Below are 19183 nucleotides of genomic sequence, written 5' to 3'. Positions count from 1 at the left end.
GCCCGTGGCGGATCCGCCACGGGCCTCCCGGCCGTCATCCGGTTGCGTCAGCGACCGATGGTCGACATGTCGGGGTAGCGGTCGCCGGTCGGGACCGGGAGCGCCGACAGGCGCGCGACCTGGTCCGCGGTGAGGGTCAGGTCGGCGGCTCCGACGTTCTCCTCGAGGCGCGACACGCGCTTCGTGCCCGGGATCGGCACGATGTCGTCGCCCTGGGCGAGCAGCCAGGCGAGGGAGATCTGTGCCGGGGTCGCCTCGGCTTCGGCGGCGATCTCCTTGACGGCGTCGACGATGCGCATGTTCTGCGCGAACGCCTCCTCCTGGAACCGGGGGTTCGCCAGGCGGAAGTCGTCGGAGTCCAGGTCGGACGGCTTCGTGATCGCACCGGTCAGGAACCCGCGGCCGAGCGGCGAGTACGGCACCAGTCCGATGCCGAGCTCGCGCAGGGTGTCGAGCACCGCACCCTCGGGGTCGCGCGTCCACAGCGAGTACTCGCTCTGCAGGGCCGTGATCGGGTGCACGGCGTGGGCCTTCCGGATGGTCTCCGGACCGGCCTCGGACAGGCCGATGTGCCGGATCTTGCCCTCCTGCACGAAGCCGGCGAGCTGCCCGATGACGTCCTCGATCGGGACGGCCGGGTCGACGCGGTGCTGGTAGTACAGGTCGATGTGGTCGGTGCCGAGGCGCCGCAGGGACCCCTCGAGCGCCTCGCGCACGGACTCGGGTGCGGAGCTGATGCCGCGGCCGGTGGCGGGCGTCTCCTCACCGATGGTGTGGGTGATGAGGCCGAACTTCGTCGCGATCACGACGTCGTCGCGGCGGTCCGCGAGGGCCCGGCGGAGCAGGTCCTCGTTCGTGTAGGGGCCGTACGCCTCGGCGGTGTCGAACAGGGTGACGCCGAGGTCGATCGCGCGGTGGATGGTGCGGATCGATTCGTCGTCGTCGGTGCCGGCGCCCGTGTAGAAGGCGCTCATGCCCATGGTGCCGAGGCCTACGGTTGCGACCTCGAGGTCTGCGAGCTTGCGTGTCTGCATGGGTGCAGGTCTACTCCGGATCCCTCGGTTGGAGGGAGGCACTGACCGGACCCGTCAGCCGGGAATGCGGCTTCGTGCGGTTCCTCCAAGGTTCCGCGCGTTCGGCCCGCTCCGCTGGTGGGATCGGGTCCGTGAACCTGTACTTCCGGCTGTTCCTGCTCCAGTTGCGCGTCCGGCTCCGCCCAACGATCGCCGGACGGCGACCCTCGCTCTGGGACGAGGTCCGCACGCCGTTCCGCGTGACCCTGACCGACCTCGACCCGCTGCGGCACGTGAACAACGGGAAGTACCTGTCGATGCTCGACCTCGGGCGGCTCGACCTGATGCTGCGGTCGGGGTTCTGGGGCGCGATCGCGGAGCGCGGCTGGTACCCGGTCGTCTCGGCGCAGACCATCACGTACAAGCGGTCCCTGACGCTCGGGCAGCGGTTCGAGCTCGTGACCCGGGTGCTCGGCGTCGACGACCGGGCCGTGTACCTGGAGCAGACCTTCGTCCGTCGCGGAGCCGTCGTCGCCCGTGCCGTCGTGCAGGCGCGGTTCCTGCGACGCACCGGCGGGACCGTCCCGATGACGGACCTGCTCGACGCCGTCGGCGGAGCACCGGCCGACCGCGACCTGCCCGAGTGGGTGCACGGGTGGGCGGGCGCCGTCCGGATCAGCAGCGCGGCGTAGTCACGGCGGCGGTACGCTCGGGGGACGGGGTGGACGCCCCGGGACGGAAGGGGAACGTCATGGTCGTGGTGTGGATCGTCATCGGAGTGGTCGTGGCCATCGCCGCGCTGCTCACCGTGCTCGAGGTGCAGAACCGTCGTCGTGCGAAGCGCCTCGCGCACCTCGAACCCGTCGACTCGACCCTCGGAGCCCGATCCCTCGCCGACGCCGAAGCGGCGCACTCGATGACCGAGGGCCTCGCGAAGTCCGCACACCCCGGCATCACCGGTGCCGGCGGCGGACTCGCCGGGTCGTGACGCACCGCCCGACCAGGCGGATCCTGCTCGCCGGGGGCGTCGGACTCGGGCTCGCCGGGGTGCTGGCAGCGTGCAGCCGGCCGAGCCCCGCTCCGTCGGGTTCGCCGCGACCGACCTCGAGCGGCTCCGCACAGCCGACCAGGACGCCGTCGAGCACGCCGACGCCCGGCGGCCCCGATTCGTGGGACGCCCTCGCCGCCGCCGTCTCGGGCACGGTGCTCCGGTCCGGGTCGAACGGCTGGGACAGCGCCCGCGTGCTCGAGAACCCGCGCTACGACGACGCCGACCCGCAGGGCATCCTGCGCGCCGCCGGCGTGGCCGACGTGCAGGCCGGTCTCGCGTTCGCGCGGAACACCCGCACCCCCGTCGCACTGCGCGCGGGCGGACACTCGTACACGGGCTGGTCGGCCGGCGGCGCCCCAGGCACCGACGTCCCGCGGTCGCTCGTGATCAGCACGCAGGACCTCGACGGCATCGAACTGCACGACGACGACACCGTCACGATCGGACCGGGCGCACGGCTCGGGGACGTCTACGCCGCGCTCGCGACGGCCGGACGGGCGATCGGCGCCGGCTCCTGCCCGACCGTCGGCATCGGCGGGCTCACCCTCGGCGGTGGGGTCGGCGTGCTCGTCCGCTCGTTCGGGCTGACCTGCGACCAGCTCACCGGCGTCACGCTCGTCACCCCGGACGGCGCCGTGCACGAGGTCTCGACGTCCAGCGAACCGGACCTGTTCTGGGCCTGCCGCGGTGGGGGCGGTGGAACCGTCGGCGTCGTGACCGCACTGACGTACCGGACGCAGGCCGCGCCTCCCGTCCTGCTCTTCACCATCACGTTCGCGTGGTCGGCCGCCGCTGCCGTCGTGCGCGCCTGGCAGGACTGGGCGCCCACCGCCGACCCGAAGCTGTGGTCGACGCTCAAGCTGCTGAACGGCAATCGGCACACCGCCCCGACGGTCACCGTGACCGGCGTGTGGACCGGATCGAAGACCGGCGCCGACACCTCCGTCGACGGTTTCATCGCCGCCACCGGCGCGAAGCCGCTCGCCCACACCGGGCGGGTGCTCACCTACGGCGCCGCGATGTCCGCGCTGGCGGGGAAGCCGCAGCGGGTGTCCGAGGCAGCGACGTCGTCGATCGGATCGGCGAAGCTCACCGACGCGCAGATCGACGTGCTCGTCACCCGGGCGGCCGCAGCGGGCGACGTCGACGGCAACCTCGAGGGCGGGGTCGCGCTCGATGCCCTCGGCGGGGTCGTGGCGGACGTCGGCCGGACCGACTCGGCGTTCCCGTGGCGGTCCGCGCTCATGACCGTGCAGTACACGGCGGTCTTCGCCGAAGCCGCGGACCCGGCCCCCTTCGACGCGTACGTGCGGGGCTTCCGGAAGGCCATGCGGCCGGCGTGGGGCGACGCGGCGTACGCGAACTACTGCGACGCGGCCATCACGGACCCGTCGGCCTACTTCGGGGCCAACACCTCGCGCCTGCACCGCATCGCCGAACAGGCCGATCCGACGGGCGTGCTCGAGCAGCCGAACTGGGTCTGACGCCGCACGAGTCTCGGCCCGACGCACGCGAGTCTCGGTGTGAGCGACAGTTCTCGTGGCGCGCACCGCGAGGACTGTCGCCCACGCCGAGACTCGGGCAGGCGCCGGGGCCGGCCGGCCGGGCGACCGCGCCCTACGATGACCGCATGGACATCGTCGACCTGGTGCTGCCGGACGCCGCTGCCTGGCGCGTGTGGCTCGACGAGCACGAGGACGACGCCGACGGGGTGTGGCTCGTGCTCGCGAAGAAGGGTGTCACGGAGCCGACGACCCTGACCTACGACACCGCCCTCGACGAGGCGCTGTGCTCCGGGTGGATCGACGGGCAGAAGCGCGGGCGCGACGACGCGACGTTCCGGCAGCGGTTCACCCCGCGACGGAAGGCCTCACTCTGGTCGCAGCGCAACCTCGGGCTCGTCGCGACGCTGATCGCCGACGGCCGTATGCGCGAGCGAGGGCAGGCCGAGATCGACCGGTCGAAGGAGGACGGCCGGTGGGACCGTGCCTACGCCGGAGCGGCGAGCGCCACCGTCCCCGAGGACCTGCGGGCGGCACTCGACGCCGCGCCCGCGGCAGCCGCCCTGTTCGCCGAGCTCGACGCGACGAACCGGTACGCCGTGCTGCACCGGATCACGACTGCACCGAGTACGACCTCGCGGACCAACCGGCTGACGAAGCTCGTCGCCGGGTTGGAACGTGGCGAGACGCCGCACCCGCGTCCGGACCGGTCGGAGGGCCGGGGGACACCGACTCAGGGACCGGCAACGCCTCCGGCGTAGACCGGGGACATGACCACTGGCACCGACACCACGAACCGTCCGGCCGCCGCCTCCGGCACCTTCCGCATCGGGGGCGACCTCGAGGTCCACCGCCTCGGCTACGGCACCATGCAGCTCACCGGCCCCGGCGTCTGGGGACCCCCGAAGGACCACGACGAGGCCGTCCGCGTCCTCAAGCGCGCCGTCGAGCTCGGCGTGGACTTCTTCGACACCGCCGACTCGTACGGCCCCTACGTCGCCGAGGAGCTCCTGCACGAGGCGCTCCACCCATACGGCGACGACGTCGTCATCGCGACGAAGGCCGGCCTCACCCGGACCGGCCCGAACGAGTGGCCGCCGGTCGGCCGCCCGGAGTACCTGCGCCAGGAGGCCGAGATGAGCCTCCGTCGTCTGGGCCTCGAGCGCATCGACCTGTTCCAGCTGCACCGCATCGACCCGAAGGTCCCGCTCGAGGACCAGGTCGGCGAGCTGAAGAAGCTGCAGGACGAGGGCAAGATCCGGCACATCGGCCTGTCCGAGGTGTCGGTCGACGACGTCAAGGCGGCCCAGGAGGTCGCGACGATCGTCTCCGTCCAGAACCTGTACAACCTGCAGAAGCGCGACGCCGAGGAGCTCCTCGACTGGTCGACCGAGCAGGGCATCGCGTTCATCCCGTGGTTCCCGCTCGCGACCGGCGGGCTGACCGGCGAGGACTCCCCGCTCACCGAGATCGCGTCGCGGAAGGGTGCGTCGCCGGCGCAGCTCGCGCTCGCCTGGCTGCTCAAGCGCTCGCCCGTCGTGCTCCCGATCCCCGGCACATCGAGCGTCTCGCACCTGGAGGACAACCTGCAGGGCGCGATCATCGAGCTGACCGACGACGAGTTCGAGGAGCTGTCGAAGCTGGGTTCCTGACACTTCGGTCGCGGACGCGACCGAACGGCGGACTGGAGGCCCGTGGCGACACCGCCACGGGCCTCCAGTCCGTCTCCTGGTTGCGCATGCATACGCGGTATGGGCATACTCGGTATGTCCATGGTGGACGAGAGACGGGGGAAGTGTCATGAGCGTACGGATGGGCGTACTCGCGCTGCTGGTGGGGGGACCCGGGTACGGGTACCAGCTCCGGGGGGAGTTCGAGCACCGCACCGGCGGGAGCTGGCCGCTGAACATCGGCCAGGTCTACACGACGCTCGACCGCCTGGAACGCGACGGCCTCGTGGCCCGCGGCGACACCGACGACGACGGCCACGTCGTCTACACGGTGACCGACGCGGGTCGCGGGGAAGTGGCGCGCTGGTTCAGCGACCCGGTACCCGCCAAACGTGGTCGTGACGAACTCGCGATCAAGTTCGCGCTCGCCGTGACGGTGCCCGGCGTCGACGTCGAGCGCCTGGTGCAGGTGCAGCGCGGTGCCGCGATCCGGAACCTGCAGGACCTGACCCGGCTCAAGCGCACGACCGATCCCGCGACGGACCTGGCGTGGTCGCTCGTGCTCGAGTCGATGGTGTTCCAGGCCGAGGCCGAGGTGCGGTGGCTCGACCACGTGGAGTCGACCGTGGCGCGGTACCGGCCGGACGAGCACCCGGCGGCTGACGCTGGCTCCTCGTCCCCGACCACCGCCGACACCGCGCGGAGTGCACGGTGAGCGCCGCACCGCTCCTGCAGCTCGACGCCGTCAGCGTGCACTACGGCTCCGGCGCGAAGGCCGTCACGGCGCTGGCCGGCATCGACCTGACCGTCCAGCGCGGTGAGATGGTCGCCGTCATGGGGACCTCGGGCTCCGGCAAGTCGACGCTGCTCGCCTGCGCCGGCACCCTGCTGCCGCCGACGAGCGGCGAGGTGCTGATCGACGGCGACTTCGTGTCCGACCGGCCAGCCAAGGAACTCGCGGCCCTCCGCCGTCGCCTCATCGGGTTCGTGTTCCAGGACTTCAACCTGATCCCCTCGCTCACCGCGGTCGAGAACGTGGCGCTGCCGCTCGAGCTCGACGGCTGGAAGGCCTCGCAGGCCCGCCGCGCCGCGGAACTGGCACTCGACAACGTCGAACTCGCACACCGCGCCGACTCCTACCCCGACGACCTGTCCGGTGGGCAGCAGCAGCGCGTCGCGATCGCCAGGGGCGTCGTCGGCGAACGTCGGCTCGTGCTGGCGGACGAACCGACCGGCGCCCTCGACTCGCAGACCGGCGAGGTCGTGCTCCGCATGCTCCGGCGGCACGTCGATGCCGGAGCCGGCGCACTGCTCGTCACCCACGACGCCCGGCACGCTGCCTGGGCGGACCGGATCGTCTTCCTGCGCGACGGTCGCGTGGTCGACGAGACCGTGTACTCGGGCGTCGAGCTCACCTTGTCGGACCGGACCGCGTCGTGAGCCGGCGTCGGCGTCCCGGTACCGGCCGGACGCGGTTCGCCCTCCGACCGGCGCTCCGCCTGGGGCGTCGACTGGCCTTCGCGAAGGCCGGTCGGGCGGCGCTCATCATCGCGCTCATCGGCATCCCCACCGCCGGGTTCGCCGCGGTGGCGGTCGTCGTGCAGTCGACGCAGGCCACGGTCACCGAACGGCTCGACTACGACCTGGGGCAGGCGTCCGCGCAGATGCGGGTGTCCGGCCCGGATGTGCCCGGCATGCGGCAGGACCCGGTGGAATGGCAGTACACCGACACGAAGCGGAACAGCCCGGCTTCGAAGGCCGACGAGGACACACCGTTCACGAACGTCCTCGCCCACGTGCCCGACGGCGCGCTGGCGATCCCGGTCGGCAGCACGCCGGTTGTCCTGCAGGGACCGCGGGGTCCGGTGGGGCTCTCCGCCGACGAGGGCAGCGTGTGGGACCCGTCGCTCGAGGGCCACTGGCACGTGCTCGACGGTGCCGTGCCCACCACGCGCAGCGAACTGATGGTCACCCCGGCGACGCTCGAGCGACTCGGCGCGCACATCGGTGACACCGTCGACCTGACGGACCCGGTCACGAAGCGCTTCACGATCGCCGGCACCATGATCGACCTCGGCAGGGACCCCGCGTCGCAGGGCGTGTTCCTGCCGTGGGGGACCACGCTGTCGACCACGGACACCACCGACGACGCCGGACTGGCCGACGTCACCGTGTACCTGCCGTCGGACGCCCCGACGTGGTCCGAGATCCAGCAGCTCAACGCGCACGGCATCGTCGTGCAGTCGCGCCCCGTCGTGCTCGACCCGCCGGACGCTGGGCTCTCCGGTGGCCAGGTCACCTCGTCGCTCGGCTGGTACCTCGGCGCGATGGCACTGTTCGGCGCCTTCGCGATGTTCGAAGTGGCCCTGCTCGCCGGGGCCGCGTTCCTGGTCGGCACCCGCGCCGACACCCGTTCGTACGCCATCGTCACGAGCGTCGGCGGCGACAAGCGGATCGTCCGCACGATCGTCGCCGGCTCCGGCCTGGTGCTCGGGCTCGTCGGTGCCGTCCTCGGCGTCGCGGTGGGCACCGGCCTCGGGGTGGCGGTGTTCCGGCTGATCGACAACGGCAACGTCGTGTCGTTCCCCGGTATGCACGTGCCACCGCTCATGCTGCTGTCCATCACCGCGGCCGGGGTACTCGCCGGTCTCGTCTCAGCGCTCGTCGCCGCACGGTCCGCCACCCGCATCAACGTGCTCGCAGCGCTGCGCGGGTCGCTCCGACCGGTCCCCGTCAGCCGTCCGGCTCGTCGCCGCCGGCGCATCTGGGGTCCGACGCTCGTGGTCGCCGGTGCCGTGATGACCCTGGTGTGCGGCGTGGGCGTGCTCATGCTGAACGACCGTCCGGTGCAAGAGGACCGCTGGGCCTTCGTCGTCGGCGCCGGGGTCGCGATCGGCCCGTGCCTGATGCAGCTCGGCATCGCGATCTGCTCCCCGTGGCTGCTCGCACTCGTCACCCGGCTCACCGCTCGGGCGGGGCTGTCGGCCCGACTCGCTGCCCGCGACGCCCGACGGAACCCCCTCCGCACCGTCCCGGTGCTCGCGAGCGTGATGAGCGTCGTGTTCGTCGCGTCGGTCGTGATCACGTGGAACGCGTCGAGCCACACCCAGCTCGTCCGCGGGTACGAGTACTCGACGGCGCTCGGGGTCGCAACGACCGAGGTCCAGACCGAGACGGAGCAGGGCGGTGCCACCGGCCACCACGACGCGGCACTGACCGCCCACGCGGCCGAGGTCGTGTCCGGCGTGCTCGACCAGGACCGCGTTCGGGTGCTCGGAGTGCCCCAGGAGGTGCCGGGTGAGACGCCGTCGACGATCACCGTCCCGCACCGGTGGACGCCGTACGACTGCCCCGTGAACGACACGACCTCGTGCTCGTACTACCTCGACACCTCGGCGGTGTCGAGCCCGCACATCTGGGCCGGCACCGTGGACGACTACGCGGTGCTCACCGGACACCGACCGTCCGCCGCCGTCCGTGAGGCGCTCGAGGGCGGCAAGGCCGTGTCCCTCTGGCCCGAGTACGCCCACGACGGTGCGGTCCGCATCGACACGTTCCACGACCGGACATGGGAGAGCCAGGCGATCACGGAGCGCACCCGGCCCGCTGCCAGCGTCTCGATCCCCGCGGTGCTCGACGTGCAGAGCCCGCGGATCAAGGTCGGCGTCTTCATGACGAAGGCCACTGCCGAGCAGTACGGCGTCCCCGTCGTCGACGGCATGCTCGTCACGACGCTGCCGCACGACATCCAGCCGGCGCAGTGGGACGAACTGAGCTCGGCGTGGCAGAGCTACGGCGGTGACGACCGTGCGCGGTGGAGCGGCCCGCAGTTCACCTACGAGGCCGGCCCGGTCGACAACGGGGCGCTGATCCGGGCGATCGTACTGGCCCTCGCCGCCGCCGTCACGATCGGGGCGACCGCCGTGGCGATCGGACTCGCGCGGTCCGATGGGCGCCGTGACGACGAGGTGCTCGACGCGATCGGGGCCGCACCACGACTGCGCCGCGGGGTGTCCACCTGGCAGGCGGCGATCCTGGCCTCGGTGGGCGCGGTGATCGGCACCCTGCTGGGACTCCTGCCCATCCGGGCGCTGACCCTGCGGTTCACGACCCCCGTGTCCGGGACGAACCACCTGCCGTTCGCGCCGGACTGGACGACGCTGGCCCTGCTCGCGATCGGGCTGCCGGTCGTGGTGACCGCGGGGGCGTGGCTCAGCTCGCGGGGTCGGCGGCGGGTGGCGGTGCGGCGGGCGCACTGAGGTGTGGGGCGGCGCTGCACGTGGCGCCGTCCCGCTGCAGCCCGGGTCAGGCGCCGGGCTGCACCACCATGAGCACCGCGACGACGACCCACACCAGGTTGAACACGCCGACCAGGGCGGCGAGCTTCCGCGGCGAGCGCTCGGTCCCGTTGCCGCGCAGGACCTCGCGCTGCTCCGGCAGGACCCCGAGCGCGAGAACCGCCGCGGCCACCGCGGTCAGACCGATCGAGACGAGCAGCCAGGCCTCGTCGAGCGCCCCGACCTCGAACGCCAGGGCGGTGCCGAACGTCGGGACGGCGAGCGAGATGATCGAGTACACGTGGCAGATCCGGTGCAGGACCCTGGCGACCGCTCGGGCCCCCTGGTCGTCCGGATCGGCGACGAGCGCGCGGGCCGGCTTCGGGAACATGCTCCCGGCGACCGCTACGGGCCCGAGGGTGAGCAGCGCCGCCACGACGTGCACGGTGAGGAGGACGCTGGACATCGCTTCCAGCCTAGGGCGCGGTACTTCGTCGTTCGCACCGATCGCTCACCGCCGGGCGATGGGCACCTCGGCCAGCACGACCTCGTCGTCCATCGGGATCGGACCCCGCACCCGCGGGACCCCGTCGACCCACTCGACCGTCACCCCCGCGGCCGCGAGCCCTGCGACGCTCAGGTCGATCCGGAGCAGGGGCAGCGCGAGGTCGCCGTACCGCTCGGCGACGACCTCGGACACCCGGTCGGGTGTGGTGACGCGGACGTACCCGCCTGGCTCGAGCGGCACCCCTCGGGTCGACACCTCGTACTCGCCGAACCCGCGGCTCATCTCCCAGTCATCGGCGATCGCCACGTGACAGACCACATCGGTCATGGACCCTCCTCGGTAATGAAACGGGAGCGTATCATTACGGCTAGGATGGGTCCGTGTACAAGCGTGGACGTCCGACCGCCGACGAGCGGATCGCCCGTGACGAGCGGATCCTCGACGTCGCGACCGACCTGTTCCTCGAGCACGGGTTCGCGGGCGTCGCGCTCGACCGCGTCGCCGCCGAGTCCGGGGTCACCAAGCGCACGCTCTACACGGCGTTCGGCGACAAGCCCGCGATCCTGCGCGCGGTCGTCCGCCGGCAGCACCCGTACGCCGACCAGCCCACCGGGGACCTCGTGTCCACGGCCACGGCGATCGGCAGCGCGTTGCTCTCGGACCGCGCGGTCGCCCTGCACCGGCTCGTGATCGCGGAGTCGACGCGGTCACCCGGGCTCGCCCGCGAGTTCCACGAGGCCGGACCGCGCGCCGCCCAGCAGGCCCTGGTCCGAGCCGGAGCGACTCCGGAGACCGCCGCCGAGCTCTTCACGCTGCTGCTCGGCGAGCTCCACCGCCAGCGCCTGCTCGGCCTGGCTCCGGCGCCGACGGCGGCGGACGTCGCCGCACGCGCCGCGCGTGCCGTCGCGGTGCTCTCGACCTGACCCCGTGGCGGACGGGGGGCCCGTGGCGGCGCGACCACGGGCCTCCCGTCCGTCCGTCCGTCCGTCCGCGACATCGTGAGCAGAAATGGTCGGGTGGCCCTCAGTGGACCCGACCATTTCTGCTCACGAAGCGGCGCGCAGCGCGAACCGCGCTCAGGCGGGGTCGGGCAGCGCCTCGGCGTAGGTGCGGAACTCGCCGCGTTCGGCGTGGATGGCCCACAGACGATCCGCGATGGACTCGCCGGAGTGCTCCGGCTGCCCGTCGTCGATGCCGAACGGGATGATGAGCTGACCGACGTGGACCTGCTCGTCGCGCACGGCGTCGTGCAGGAGCTGGGCGTAGGCACTCTCGGCAGCGAAGGCGACCGAGGTGCCGGTGACCCGGGCGCCGGGACGCACCGCACTGCCGCCGTTCACGAACAGGATCGTGCCGTGGCCGATCGCGCGCATGCCGGGCAGCACCTGGCGCACCGCGTTGACCGAGCCGTAGACCGAGAACTCGATCGGGCCGACCAGGTCGTCCGCGGTGGTCTCGAGCACCGGACGCATGTACTCCTTGGCGGGGAGCGGGCTGTACTGCAGCACCTCGATGGGGCCGAGCTGCTCGGTCGCACGCTCCAGGGCGCTGCGGAGCGAATCGCCGTCACGGACGTTCGCGGCGAACCCGGCGGCCGTGATGCCCTGCTCGCGCAGCGACGCGGCGAGGCCGTCCAGGCGGTCCTGGTTGCGGGAGACGAGGGCGATCGAGAAGCCCTCGCGGCCGAAGCGTTCGGCAACGGCGCGACCGAGGCCCTTGCCGGCCCCGATGATGGCGATGGTGGTCATGCGGAGTACTCCTCGTCGGTGACGTGCTCGAGCCAGGTGGTGGTGGTCGCCGGGTCGTCGGCGAGGTCGAGCATCGCGAGGTGCTCCATGGAGTCCGTCGGGGTCGCACCGTGCCAGTGCTCCTCACCCGCAGGCGTGTAGACGGTCTGGCCCGGCTGGACCTCGATCACGCCGCCGTCACGGGTGCCCATGCGCGCGACGCCCTCGGTGACGTGCAGGGTCTGGCCGTTGGCGTGCGAGTGCCAGGCGGTGCGGGCGCCGGGCAGGAACCGGACCTTCGCGACGGTCATCGACTGGCCTGCTTCCCTCGGGCTGGCGATGGCGTCGAGGTACACGTCGCCGGTGAACTGCGCGGCCGGGTTCTTGACGGTCGGCTGCTTCGGTTGGATCTCCATGGCCCCGACGGTAGGCCGATGTGCGCATCGGAGGGAGGTGCCGGCCGTACCCCTCAGCCGTTTCCCGAACACGGCGTGTGTGATCGACGCACGATCCGGGAGGACCACCGTGGACAGCAGCGAACACCCGACCCAGCAGCCGAGCCCGACCCGCACCCGACGCGGCTGGTCCGCTGCGGGCATCGCCGCGGTGGCCGCACTCGCCCTGGGCGGCTGTGCCGACGCCGCGCCGGACGACGACCGCGGCTCGTCGGCGAGCGCCCGCGCCACCGCCCCCGCCGACCTGCCCACCGGGCAGGTCGCGCTCGACGGCGACACCAGCGACGTGGTCACCGGGCTCGAGGCACCGTGGTCGGTCGTCCGCACCGGCGACGACGGCGACGCCCTGGTCAGCGAACGCGACTCCGCGAAGGTCCTCGAGCTGCAGGACGACGGCACGACGCGCGAGGTGGGCATCGTCGACGGCGTCAGCCACGGCGGCGAGGGCGGGCTGCTCGGGCTGGCCCTGCACGACGACGACCTGTTCGTGTACTCGACGGCCGACGACGGCAACCGGATCCAGCGGTTCGAACTGACGGGCAGCGCCGGGTCGTGGGCGCTCGGTGACGCCACGACGATCATCGACGGGCTGCCGTCGAACACGTTCCACGACGGTGGCCGCATCGCGTTCGGCCCCGACGACATGCTCTACGCCAGCGTCGGGGACGCCGGCACGAGCAGTGACGCGCAGGACGAGGACTCGCTCGCGGGCAAGATCCTGCGGCTCACCCCGGACGGCGACGTGCCGGACGACAACCCGTTCGACGGGTCACCCGTCTGGAGTCTCGGGCACCGCAACGTGCAGGGCCTGGGGTGGTCGTCGGACGGCACGATGTTCGCGTCGGAGTTCGGCGAGAACACCCTCGACGAGCTGAACGTGATCGAGGCGGGCGAGGACTACGGCTGGCCCGAGGTCGAGGGCGAGGGCGGCGAGGACCAGGGCTTCGTCGACCCGGTGCAGCAGTGGTCGACGGACGAGGCGTCCCCGAGCGGCCTGACGGTCGTCGACGACACCGTGTTCGTGGCCAACCTGCGCGGCGAGGTGCTCCGGGCGATCCCGGCGGACGACCCGGGGACGTCGACCGAGTACTTCCCGGGCGACTTCGGCCGGATCCGGACGGTGCTCGAGGGGCCGTCGGACACGCTGTGGTTCGTCACGAACAACACCGACGGCCGAGGTGACCCCGCAGCGGGGGACGACCGCATCGTGTCCGTGCCGATCACCCGGGCGGCGGGCTGAGCCAGCGACCTCGCCCCACAGGGGTTCCGGCAGCCCCTCGCTCGCACGCTGCCCGGCCGGTTACCGTGACGGCATGAACCACCGCGACGAAGCCCGCGACTTCCTGTCCATCCGTCGCGCCCGCATCACCCCCGAGCAGGCCGGGGTCGAGACCTTCGGCACCCGCCGTCGGGTCACCGGGCTCCGGCGCGAAGAGGTCGCGCGACTGGCAGGCGTCAGCATCGACTACTACACGCGGCTGGAGCGGGGGAACCTGCAGGGCGTCTCGGACAGCGTGCTCGAGGCCGTCGCCGGCGCACTGCAGCTCGACGCCGCCGAGCTCGAGCACCTGCGCGATCTGTCCCGGCACCAGAACGCGACACCGCGGCGCGCGGGCAAGGTGGTGCCGGTGGCGGCCGTCCGCCCGGAGCTGCAGTACCTGCTCGACGTCATCACCGATGCGCCGGCGATGATCATCAACAACCGGCAGGACATCGTCGCCGCGAACGCGCTCGGCTACGCGATGCACTCGGACCTGGTGGCGGCACCAGCCCGGCCGATGAACTTCTCGCGCTTCATCTTCCTCGACCCGCAGGCCCGGAACTTCTACCAGGACTGGCAACGGGCGGCGCACACGAACGTCGCGATCCTGCGGCGCGAGGCCGGCCGCACGCCGAGCGACCGCGACCTCGCAGCCCTCATCGGCGAGCTGTCGATGCGGAGCGACGACTTCCGCGCGCTCTGGGCGGCGCACGACGTCCGCCGCCACTACGCCGGCGTGAAGTCCTTCCGGCACGCAGTCGTCGGCCCGCTCGAGCTGCACTTCCAGACGCTCGAACTCGCCGAGGACCCCGGGCTCGCGCTCACGATCTACCCGGCGACCCCGGGCAGCCCGACCGCCGACGCGCTCCGCCTGCTCGCTTCGTGGGCGGCGACGGAGCAGATCGCGGAACGCGCTCGCGAATCCGCCTGACGGGTACCAGCAACCCCTTCTCCACCGCCCGGCACCGTCCTACCGTGGACGCATGGACACCAAGAGCGAAGTGCGCGACTTCCTCCGCACCCGCCGCGAGCGCGTCACGCCGCAGCAGATCGGCCTGCCCGACTTCGGTGGCGCCCGACGGGTCAAGGGTCTCCGCCGCGAGGAGCTCGCGCTCGTCGCCGGCATGAGCGTCGACTACTACATCCGCCTCGAGCGCGGGAACCTCACCGGCGTCTCGGAGAGCGTGCTCGAGTCGCTGTCGCGTGCGTTGCGCCTCGACGACGCCGAGCACGCGCACCTGTTCGACCTGGCCCGCGTGCAGAACGCCTCGGCGACCACGCGGCGGAAGCCCCCGACGTCGAAGGTCCGACCGAACGTGCAGCGCATGCTCGACGGCATGACGATGCCCGCGTGGGTGCGCAACGGCCGCTCGGACTTCCTGGCCGGCAACGCCCTGGCACGTGCGCTGTACTCCCCGCTCTTCCTCGACCCCGCCGGCACCCCGAACACCGCCCGCTTCGCGTTCCTCGACCCACGCGGTCAGGAGTTCTGGCGCGACTGGGACGTCGTCGCGAGCGACATGGTGGCAGTGCTCCGTGCCGAGGCGGCGCGGTCGCCCTACGACAAGGGGCTGACCGACCTGATCGGCGAACTCTCGACCCGCAGCGAGGAGTTCCGGCAGCGCTGGGCCGCGCACGGCGTCATGCGGCACCTGAACGGCTCGAAGCGGGTGCACCACCCCGAGGTCGGCGACCTCGACCTGACGTACGAGACCATGGAGCTCGCGACCGACACCGGTCTGACGCTCATCGCCTACGGCACCGAGCCGGGCTCACCGTCCGAGGAGCGTCTGCAGCTGCTCGCGAACCTCGTCGCCACGACGGCCGCAGCCGTCCCGGAACAGGAGGACGCATGAGCGAGACCGAGTCCGTCCCGACCACCGCGCCCCTCGCACCGCTCGGGTTCCTCGGCCGGTTGCGGTTCCGCTGGCGCGCTGAGCAGGAGATCCACGACCTGACCCGCGACCGTGCGCTCGAGGAGCGCGTGCGTGCCGAGGCCGCTGTGCGGCTCGCGCCCGGCGCGTGGCACCTCGGCGAGCTGTTCCGACGTCGCTGACGCAACAACCGTGCGGACGGGAGGCCCGTGGCGATGCCGCCACGGGCCTCCCGTCCGAGAACCACACGGTTCAGGGCGTTCAGCACTCCCGTGTAGTAGGCCTCACGATCGCCGCCAAGGTTGTCTCTGCACCCAGAAGAAGAACGCAGCGGTTGCCACCACGCCGGAGATCGTCGCAAGCACCGGATTCCCTACAGAACTGCTGATCCCGCTGACGATCACTCCTATGAAGAACGCCCAGAGATACGGCGACCTCCAGCCTGAGCGCACTCTGGGCCTAGCCGGCTTCACCACTTCTGCCCTCTCCCTGGTTCAGTTCTCGAATACCGATTCGTAACGCCTGCAGCGCTGTGCGATGTCGGCTCCACTGACGCGACTGCGACACGGCCACGATTTCCGCCGGGAGCCCATCGTTCTGCGCAAAGCGCAGAAGCATAGAACGAGCCGGTGTAGTCCTGGACGGATCGTTCCGCCCTCGTACGCTGCCTACTTCCACCATCAGGTCCCCTAGATCTCATAGAGCGACATCACGATCTTCCGATATCACCGATGTGCGCCAGTGTATCCCATACTCTCCGGCAGTATGTCAGTCTTAGCTCGACATCGAAGGAGAACATCCAATGAAGCGCAGACTCTCCATTGCGGGGTCGGTAGTGGTCATGGCCGTGCTCGCCACGGGAATGGCCACCCCTGCCCACGCTGCCGCGAGCTACGAAGTTTCGGTCATCCCCAAAACCACCCCGGGTGGAGTCTCATGGGGGAGACCCACCTCACCGAAGACAACATCGGTCAAGTTCTACTCACGAGCCTCCGCCCAGATGAAGAAGATTTCGACCCGTGCGATCGTCAAGCAGTATCCGCAGAACAAACTGCTCTACGACACCACTCGCGCCTCAACGAACTCGAACATCAATTCCCTGACCTACGCTGTTCCCGCATCCCTGCAATCGGGTACCGGATTCAATGCGTCGATGACCTCAAAGTTCACGAAGAGGTCGGGCGCTGTGGCCACGAGATCAACTTCGAAGAAGTGGATCACACCCAAGGTGTGACACGCGTCGGGCGCGCTCCGAATCCCAGTACGGCGCGCGCCCGCGCGTTCTTCTCCACGCTCGCTGCGCTGTCGATCTTGAGCGCCGCGACGGCATGTACGAAAGTGCCAGAGGACACAGTCGTTGAGAGCATCGAATACGAAACGTCGGCGAGTTCAAGCTTCTCGAACCCCAACCCAGCTCGGTTCGAGCTTGATGCGGAAGACGGTTTGACGGCATACATCAGGGTCGATGCCGACGGGCTCGGAGTTCTCCAGTTCCAGACACTCGTCACGGTGGACGGGAAGTATGCGGGAAGGGCTCGCAAAATCGCTCGCCACCCCGGAAACGTAGTGGATGTTCAGGTGAAAGCAAGAAACCTGCACAACAGGAGCGGCCTAGCGAGTGTTTACTTCATCTTTGAAGATGGCAGTGGAGTATCGATGACTCCCGTGGTCGCCATCCCGTTGCGCGTCGGCACCGAGTTCAACACGACCGGCTGCGCCAGCGAAGCCAGGCATCCAAACTTTGTCGCAGTGGACGTGGATACAAGGGAGCCCGCCGAGACCTCCTGCCGCCTCATTTCGTCAGAACCTGATGCGCAACAGATCGATGCGTTTCAAAAACATTTCTCGAACACTGTGCCCATTTCGCTCCCACTGGGCTCGTACGAGGCCTCAGAGCTCTCGGGGAACAATTACGCAACGAGCCTCGACGACCGTCCGTAAGCGAATGTGTGGGTGCCGCACTCAAATGGGAGGCCCGTGGCCAGCTGGCCACGGGCCTCCCGTCCGTCAGTCGGTCGCGTCTCGGTCAGCCGCGTGCGTCCGCAAGGTCCTGACAGACCGCCGCGGGTTCCGCGTCGAGCGGCTGGTTCTCCCGGTCGCGGATGCCGTCGACACCCGTGTCCGGGTCGAGCGCCGCGAACACCGGCCCGAGGTCGGCCTGCTCCGGACCGCGCTCGGCGACGAGTTCGAGCGTCCGGCCGACAGCGGTCTCCGTGGTCAGGGCGTCGACCAGGACCCGCGCGATCTGCCGCCGGGCGATCACCCCGTCCGCAGGGCTGCCCGCGTGACGGGTGTCGCCCTGCAGGAACGTGACCTCGAGCTGGTCCGGGCCGTTCATGTCGAACCACGACGGCCGGACGATCGTGTACGCGTTGCCGGAGGCGCGGACGAGTCGTTCGCCACGGCGCTCCCAGTCGTGCGTCGTACCGCGTCGCGTGACGCCGATGCTCGTCATCAGCGCGATGCGCACCGGGCGACCGTCGAGCGCGGTCAGGACGTTCCGGACCGCGCCGTAGTCGACCGCCTCGGCGTCGTCGCTGCCGTAGGCCGCACCGTGGGTGAACACCACGGCGTCGATGCCTGCCACCGCGTCGCGGAGCGAGTCCGCGCGGGTGAGGTCGCCGACGACGACCTCGGCGGCCGGGTCGAGCCGACCGGCCCGCGCCCCATCACGCACGAGGGCACGGGTGGTGTGCCCCTGGCGCACCGACTCCGCGACGACGAGGCGACCGACGCTGCCGGTCGCCCCGACGACGAGGACCGTCCGCCCGCTCACCGGCGACGTGCGCCGGGCACCAGGGTGTGCTGCCCGTAGCTGTTGTCATCGGGGTTGATCGCGACGCCCGGTGCGACGAGCTCGTCGATGCGGTCCAGGACCTCGTCGCTGAGCACGCGGTCGGCGGCGGGGAGCTGCGACTCGAGCTGCTCCATGGTGCGCGGGCCGATGATCGCGCTCGTGACGCCGGGGTGCCGGATCACCCACGCCAGCGACATCTCGATGAGGGACATGTCCTGCGACTCGGCCAGGAGTGCGAGTTCCTCGACGATGTCGAGCTTCCGCTGGTTCGCGGGCGTCGACATGTCGAACCGGGCCGCGGGGCGGTGCTTCGCCGTCGGGGTCCCGGGAGCGTCCTTGCGCCAGCGGCCGCTGAGCCAGCCGCCGGCGAGCGGGCTGTAGACGAGGGTGCCCATGCCGTAGCGCTGCGTGGTCGGCAGGACGTCCTCCTCGATGCCGCGCACCAGGATCGAGTACGGCGGCTGCTCGGTGCGGAATCGCTCCAGGCCACGGCGCTCCGAGGTCCACTGGGCCTCGACGATCTCGGCGCCCGAGTACGACGACGATCCGATGTTCCGGACCTTGCCCTGGCGGACCAGGTCGGTCAGGGCGCCCAGGGTCTCCTCGACGTCCGTCGTCGGGGACGGACGATGCACCTGGTACAGGTCGATGTGGTCGGTGCCGAGGCGGCGCAGGGAGTTCTCGACCTCCTGCATGATCCAGCGGCGCGAGCCCCCGGAGCGGTTCGGGCCCTGGCCCATCGGCATGAAGAACTTGGTGGCGAGCACGACGTCGTCACGGCGGTCCTTGATGGCCTTGCCGACGATCTCCTCGGAGACGCCGTCCGAGTAGGCGTCGGCGGTGTCGACGAAGTTGATGCCCGCGTCGAGGGCGCGGTGGATGATCCGGATCGAGTCGTCGACGTCGGCGTTCGCCCACGGACCGAACATCATGGTGCCCAGAGCGAGCGGGCTCACCTCGACGCCGGTGCGTCCGAGCTGGCGGTACTCCATGGTTTCCTCTCCGTGCCCGCGGCTCTCGCCGGGCACGGCTGCCACGCTAGGCCGGT

Annotated in this window: 22 protein-coding genes; 15 read left to right on the top strand and 7 right to left on the bottom strand. The window is 71.0% G+C overall.

The features are described 5' to 3' along the window. Nucleotides 1-47: 47 nt before the first annotated feature. Nucleotides 48-1034 carry an aldo/keto reductase gene (locus OGL88_RS01105; protein WP_263055294.1) on the bottom strand — a complete coding sequence of 329 codons (987 nt, stop codon included), beginning with the start codon at nt 1032-1034 and terminating at the stop codon, nt 48-50. Between the two features lie 131 nt (nt 1035-1165). Here OGL88_RS01105 and OGL88_RS01100 point away from each other — a divergent pair, with 131 nt between their 5' ends. The 8 genes from OGL88_RS01100 (at nt 1166) to OGL88_RS01065 (ending at nt 9495) form a co-directional block, all read left to right on the top strand. Continuing rightward, on the top strand, nt 1166-1705 hold the full coding sequence (locus tag OGL88_RS01100; protein ID WP_263055295.1) for an acyl-CoA thioesterase: 540 nt from the start codon (nt 1166-1168) through the stop codon (nt 1703-1705). A gap of 59 nt (nt 1706-1764) precedes the next feature. Continuing rightward, nucleotides 1765-2001 carry a hypothetical protein gene (locus tag OGL88_RS01095; protein WP_263055296.1) on the top strand — a complete coding sequence of 79 codons (237 nt, stop codon included), beginning with the start codon at nt 1765-1767 and terminating at the stop codon, nt 1999-2001. Then, a complete protein-coding gene (locus OGL88_RS01090; RefSeq protein WP_263089331.1) occupies nt 1998-3548 on the top strand; it encodes an FAD-binding oxidoreductase in 1551 nt (516 codons plus the stop codon). The genes OGL88_RS01095 and OGL88_RS01090 overlap by 4 nt, the downstream gene beginning before the upstream one ends. 146 nt (nt 3549-3694) lie before the next feature. Beyond that, complete coding sequence (locus OGL88_RS01085; RefSeq protein ID WP_263055298.1) at nt 3695-4327, top strand: YdeI/OmpD-associated family protein; 633 nt, start codon at nt 3695-3697, stop codon at nt 4325-4327. Between the two features lie 9 nt (nt 4328-4336). Continuing rightward, complete coding sequence (locus OGL88_RS01080) at nt 4337-5218, top strand: aldo/keto reductase (protein ID WP_263055299.1); 882 nt, start codon at nt 4337-4339, stop codon at nt 5216-5218. A 148-nt stretch (nt 5219-5366) separates the two neighbouring features. Further along, nucleotides 5367-5951, top strand: a complete 585-nt coding sequence (locus tag OGL88_RS01075; protein WP_263055300.1) for a PadR family transcriptional regulator — start codon at nt 5367-5369, stop codon at nt 5949-5951. Continuing rightward, the gene (locus OGL88_RS01070; RefSeq protein WP_263055301.1) at nt 5948-6676 is read left to right on the top strand and encodes an ABC transporter ATP-binding protein; all 729 of its coding nucleotides are present in this window, start codon (nt 5948-5950) and stop codon (nt 6674-6676) included. The genes OGL88_RS01075 and OGL88_RS01070 overlap by 4 nt, the downstream gene beginning before the upstream one ends. Next, on the top strand, nt 6673-9495 hold the full coding sequence (locus OGL88_RS01065; protein WP_263089330.1) for an ABC transporter permease: 2823 nt from the start codon (nt 6673-6675) through the stop codon (nt 9493-9495). Before OGL88_RS01070 ends, OGL88_RS01065 begins: the two co-directional genes overlap by 4 nt. Nucleotides 9496-9541: 46 nt before the next feature. Here OGL88_RS01065 and OGL88_RS01060 read toward each other — a convergent pair whose 3' ends face one another. Next, on the bottom strand, nt 9542-9979 hold the full coding sequence (locus OGL88_RS01060; RefSeq protein ID WP_263089329.1) for a hypothetical protein: 438 nt from the start codon (nt 9977-9979) through the stop codon (nt 9542-9544). Between the two features lie 45 nt (nt 9980-10024). Next, nucleotides 10025-10348 (bottom strand): hypothetical protein, encoded by a 324-nt coding sequence (locus OGL88_RS01055; RefSeq protein WP_263089328.1) that lies wholly within the window; start codon nt 10346-10348, stop codon nt 10025-10027. A 53-nt stretch (nt 10349-10401) separates the two neighbouring features. On the opposite strand from OGL88_RS01055, the gene OGL88_RS01050 reads away from it, so the two are divergent. Then, the gene (locus tag OGL88_RS01050; protein ID WP_263089327.1) at nt 10402-10944 is read left to right on the top strand and encodes a TetR/AcrR family transcriptional regulator; all 543 of its coding nucleotides are present in this window, start codon (nt 10402-10404) and stop codon (nt 10942-10944) included. Between the two features lie 153 nt (nt 10945-11097). Here the strand turns inward: OGL88_RS01050 and OGL88_RS01045 are convergent, their stop codons facing one another. Together OGL88_RS01045 and OGL88_RS01040 are read right to left on the bottom strand one after the other, a co-directional pair. Continuing rightward, a complete protein-coding gene (locus tag OGL88_RS01045) occupies nt 11098-11769 on the bottom strand; it encodes an SDR family NAD(P)-dependent oxidoreductase (protein WP_263089326.1) in 672 nt (223 codons plus the stop codon). Continuing rightward, the gene (locus OGL88_RS01040; RefSeq protein ID WP_263089325.1) at nt 11766-12164 is read right to left on the bottom strand and encodes a (R)-mandelonitrile lyase; all 399 of its coding nucleotides are present in this window, start codon (nt 12162-12164) and stop codon (nt 11766-11768) included. Before OGL88_RS01040 ends, OGL88_RS01045 begins: the two co-directional genes overlap by 4 nt. A 109-nt stretch (nt 12165-12273) precedes the next feature. Here OGL88_RS01040 and OGL88_RS01035 point away from each other — a divergent pair, with 109 nt between their 5' ends. The 6 genes from OGL88_RS01035 (at nt 12274) to OGL88_RS01010 (ending at nt 17279) form a co-directional block, all read left to right on the top strand. Continuing rightward, entirely contained in the window at nt 12274-13443 is a 1170-nt protein-coding gene (locus OGL88_RS01035) for a PQQ-dependent sugar dehydrogenase (RefSeq protein WP_263089324.1), read from the top strand. Between the two features lie 73 nt (nt 13444-13516). After that, nucleotides 13517-14395, top strand: a complete 879-nt coding sequence (locus OGL88_RS01030) for a helix-turn-helix transcriptional regulator (protein WP_263055320.1) — start codon at nt 13517-13519, stop codon at nt 14393-14395. A gap of 52 nt (nt 14396-14447) precedes the next feature. Continuing rightward, nucleotides 14448-15320, top strand: coding sequence for a helix-turn-helix transcriptional regulator (locus tag OGL88_RS01025; RefSeq protein WP_263055321.1), 873 nt, complete (start codon nt 14448-14450; stop codon nt 15318-15320). Next, the gene (locus tag OGL88_RS01020; RefSeq protein WP_263055322.1) at nt 15317-15520 is read left to right on the top strand and encodes a hypothetical protein; all 204 of its coding nucleotides are present in this window, start codon (nt 15317-15319) and stop codon (nt 15518-15520) included. Before OGL88_RS01025 ends, OGL88_RS01020 begins: the two co-directional genes overlap by 4 nt. A 620-nt stretch (nt 15521-16140) precedes the next feature. Continuing rightward, entirely contained in the window at nt 16141-16572 is a 432-nt protein-coding gene (locus OGL88_RS01015; RefSeq protein WP_263055323.1) for a hypothetical protein, read from the top strand. A 77-nt stretch (nt 16573-16649) separates the two neighbouring features. Further along, nucleotides 16650-17279: a hypothetical protein gene (locus tag OGL88_RS01010; RefSeq protein WP_263089323.1), complete on the top strand. Its 630-nt coding sequence runs from the start codon at nt 16650-16652 to the stop codon at nt 17277-17279. Between the two features lie 85 nt (nt 17280-17364). Here OGL88_RS01010 and OGL88_RS01005 read toward each other — a convergent pair whose 3' ends face one another. Both OGL88_RS01005 and OGL88_RS01000 read right to left on the bottom strand, forming a co-directional pair. Further along, the gene (locus tag OGL88_RS01005; protein WP_263055325.1) at nt 17365-18114 is read right to left on the bottom strand and encodes an SDR family oxidoreductase; all 750 of its coding nucleotides are present in this window, start codon (nt 18112-18114) and stop codon (nt 17365-17367) included. Then, complete coding sequence (locus OGL88_RS01000) at nt 18111-19127, bottom strand: aldo/keto reductase (RefSeq protein WP_263055326.1); 1017 nt, start codon at nt 19125-19127, stop codon at nt 18111-18113. Before OGL88_RS01000 ends, OGL88_RS01005 begins: the two co-directional genes overlap by 4 nt. Nucleotides 19128-19183 lie beyond the last annotated feature (56 nt).

It is taken from the genome of Curtobacterium sp. RIT-PI-V, from assembly GCF_025642935.1.
In the GTDB taxonomy this organism is placed as follows: Bacteria; Actinomycetota; Actinomycetes; order Actinomycetales; family Microbacteriaceae; genus Curtobacterium.
Note: the sequence above shows the minus strand (reverse complement) of the source record. Positions and strands in the feature narration are given on the sequence as shown.

Bases quoted from the DNA above. Each gene is read 5' to 3' on its own strand.
- OGL88_RS01105 (WP_263055294.1), bottom strand. From the start codon at position 1,034: ATGCAGACACGCAAGCTCGCAGACCTCGAGGTCGCAACCGTAGGCCTC.
- OGL88_RS01095 (WP_263055296.1), top strand. From the start codon at position 1,765: ATGGTCGTGGTGTGGATCGTCATCGGAGTGGTCGTGGCCATCGCCGCG.
- OGL88_RS01085 (WP_263055298.1), top strand. From the start codon at position 3,695: ATGGACATCGTCGACCTGGTGCTGCCGGACGCCGCTGCCTGGCGCGTG.
- OGL88_RS01080 (WP_263055299.1), top strand. From the start codon at position 4,337: ATGACCACTGGCACCGACACCACGAACCGTCCGGCCGCCGCCTCCGGC.
- OGL88_RS01075 (WP_263055300.1), top strand. From the start codon at position 5,367: ATGAGCGTACGGATGGGCGTACTCGCGCTGCTGGTGGGGGGACCCGGG.
- OGL88_RS01060 (WP_263089329.1), bottom strand. From the start codon at position 9,979: ATGTCCAGCGTCCTCCTCACCGTGCACGTCGTGGCGGCGCTGCTCACC.
- OGL88_RS01055 (WP_263089328.1), bottom strand. From the start codon at position 10,348: ATGACCGATGTGGTCTGTCACGTGGCGATCGCCGATGACTGGGAGATG.
- OGL88_RS01045 (WP_263089326.1), bottom strand. From the start codon at position 11,769: ATGACCACCATCGCCATCATCGGGGCCGGCAAGGGCCTCGGTCGCGCC.
- OGL88_RS01040 (WP_263089325.1), bottom strand. From the start codon at position 12,164: ATGGAGATCCAACCGAAGCAGCCGACCGTCAAGAACCCGGCCGCGCAG.
- OGL88_RS01030 (WP_263055320.1), top strand. From the start codon at position 13,517: ATGAACCACCGCGACGAAGCCCGCGACTTCCTGTCCATCCGTCGCGCC.
- OGL88_RS01025 (WP_263055321.1), top strand. From the start codon at position 14,448: ATGGACACCAAGAGCGAAGTGCGCGACTTCCTCCGCACCCGCCGCGAG.
- OGL88_RS01020 (WP_263055322.1), top strand. From the start codon at position 15,317: ATGAGCGAGACCGAGTCCGTCCCGACCACCGCGCCCCTCGCACCGCTC.
- OGL88_RS01015 (WP_263055323.1), top strand. From the start codon at position 16,141: ATGAAGCGCAGACTCTCCATTGCGGGGTCGGTAGTGGTCATGGCCGTG.
- OGL88_RS01000 (WP_263055326.1), bottom strand. From the start codon at position 19,127: ATGGAGTACCGCCAGCTCGGACGCACCGGCGTCGAGGTGAGCCCGCTC.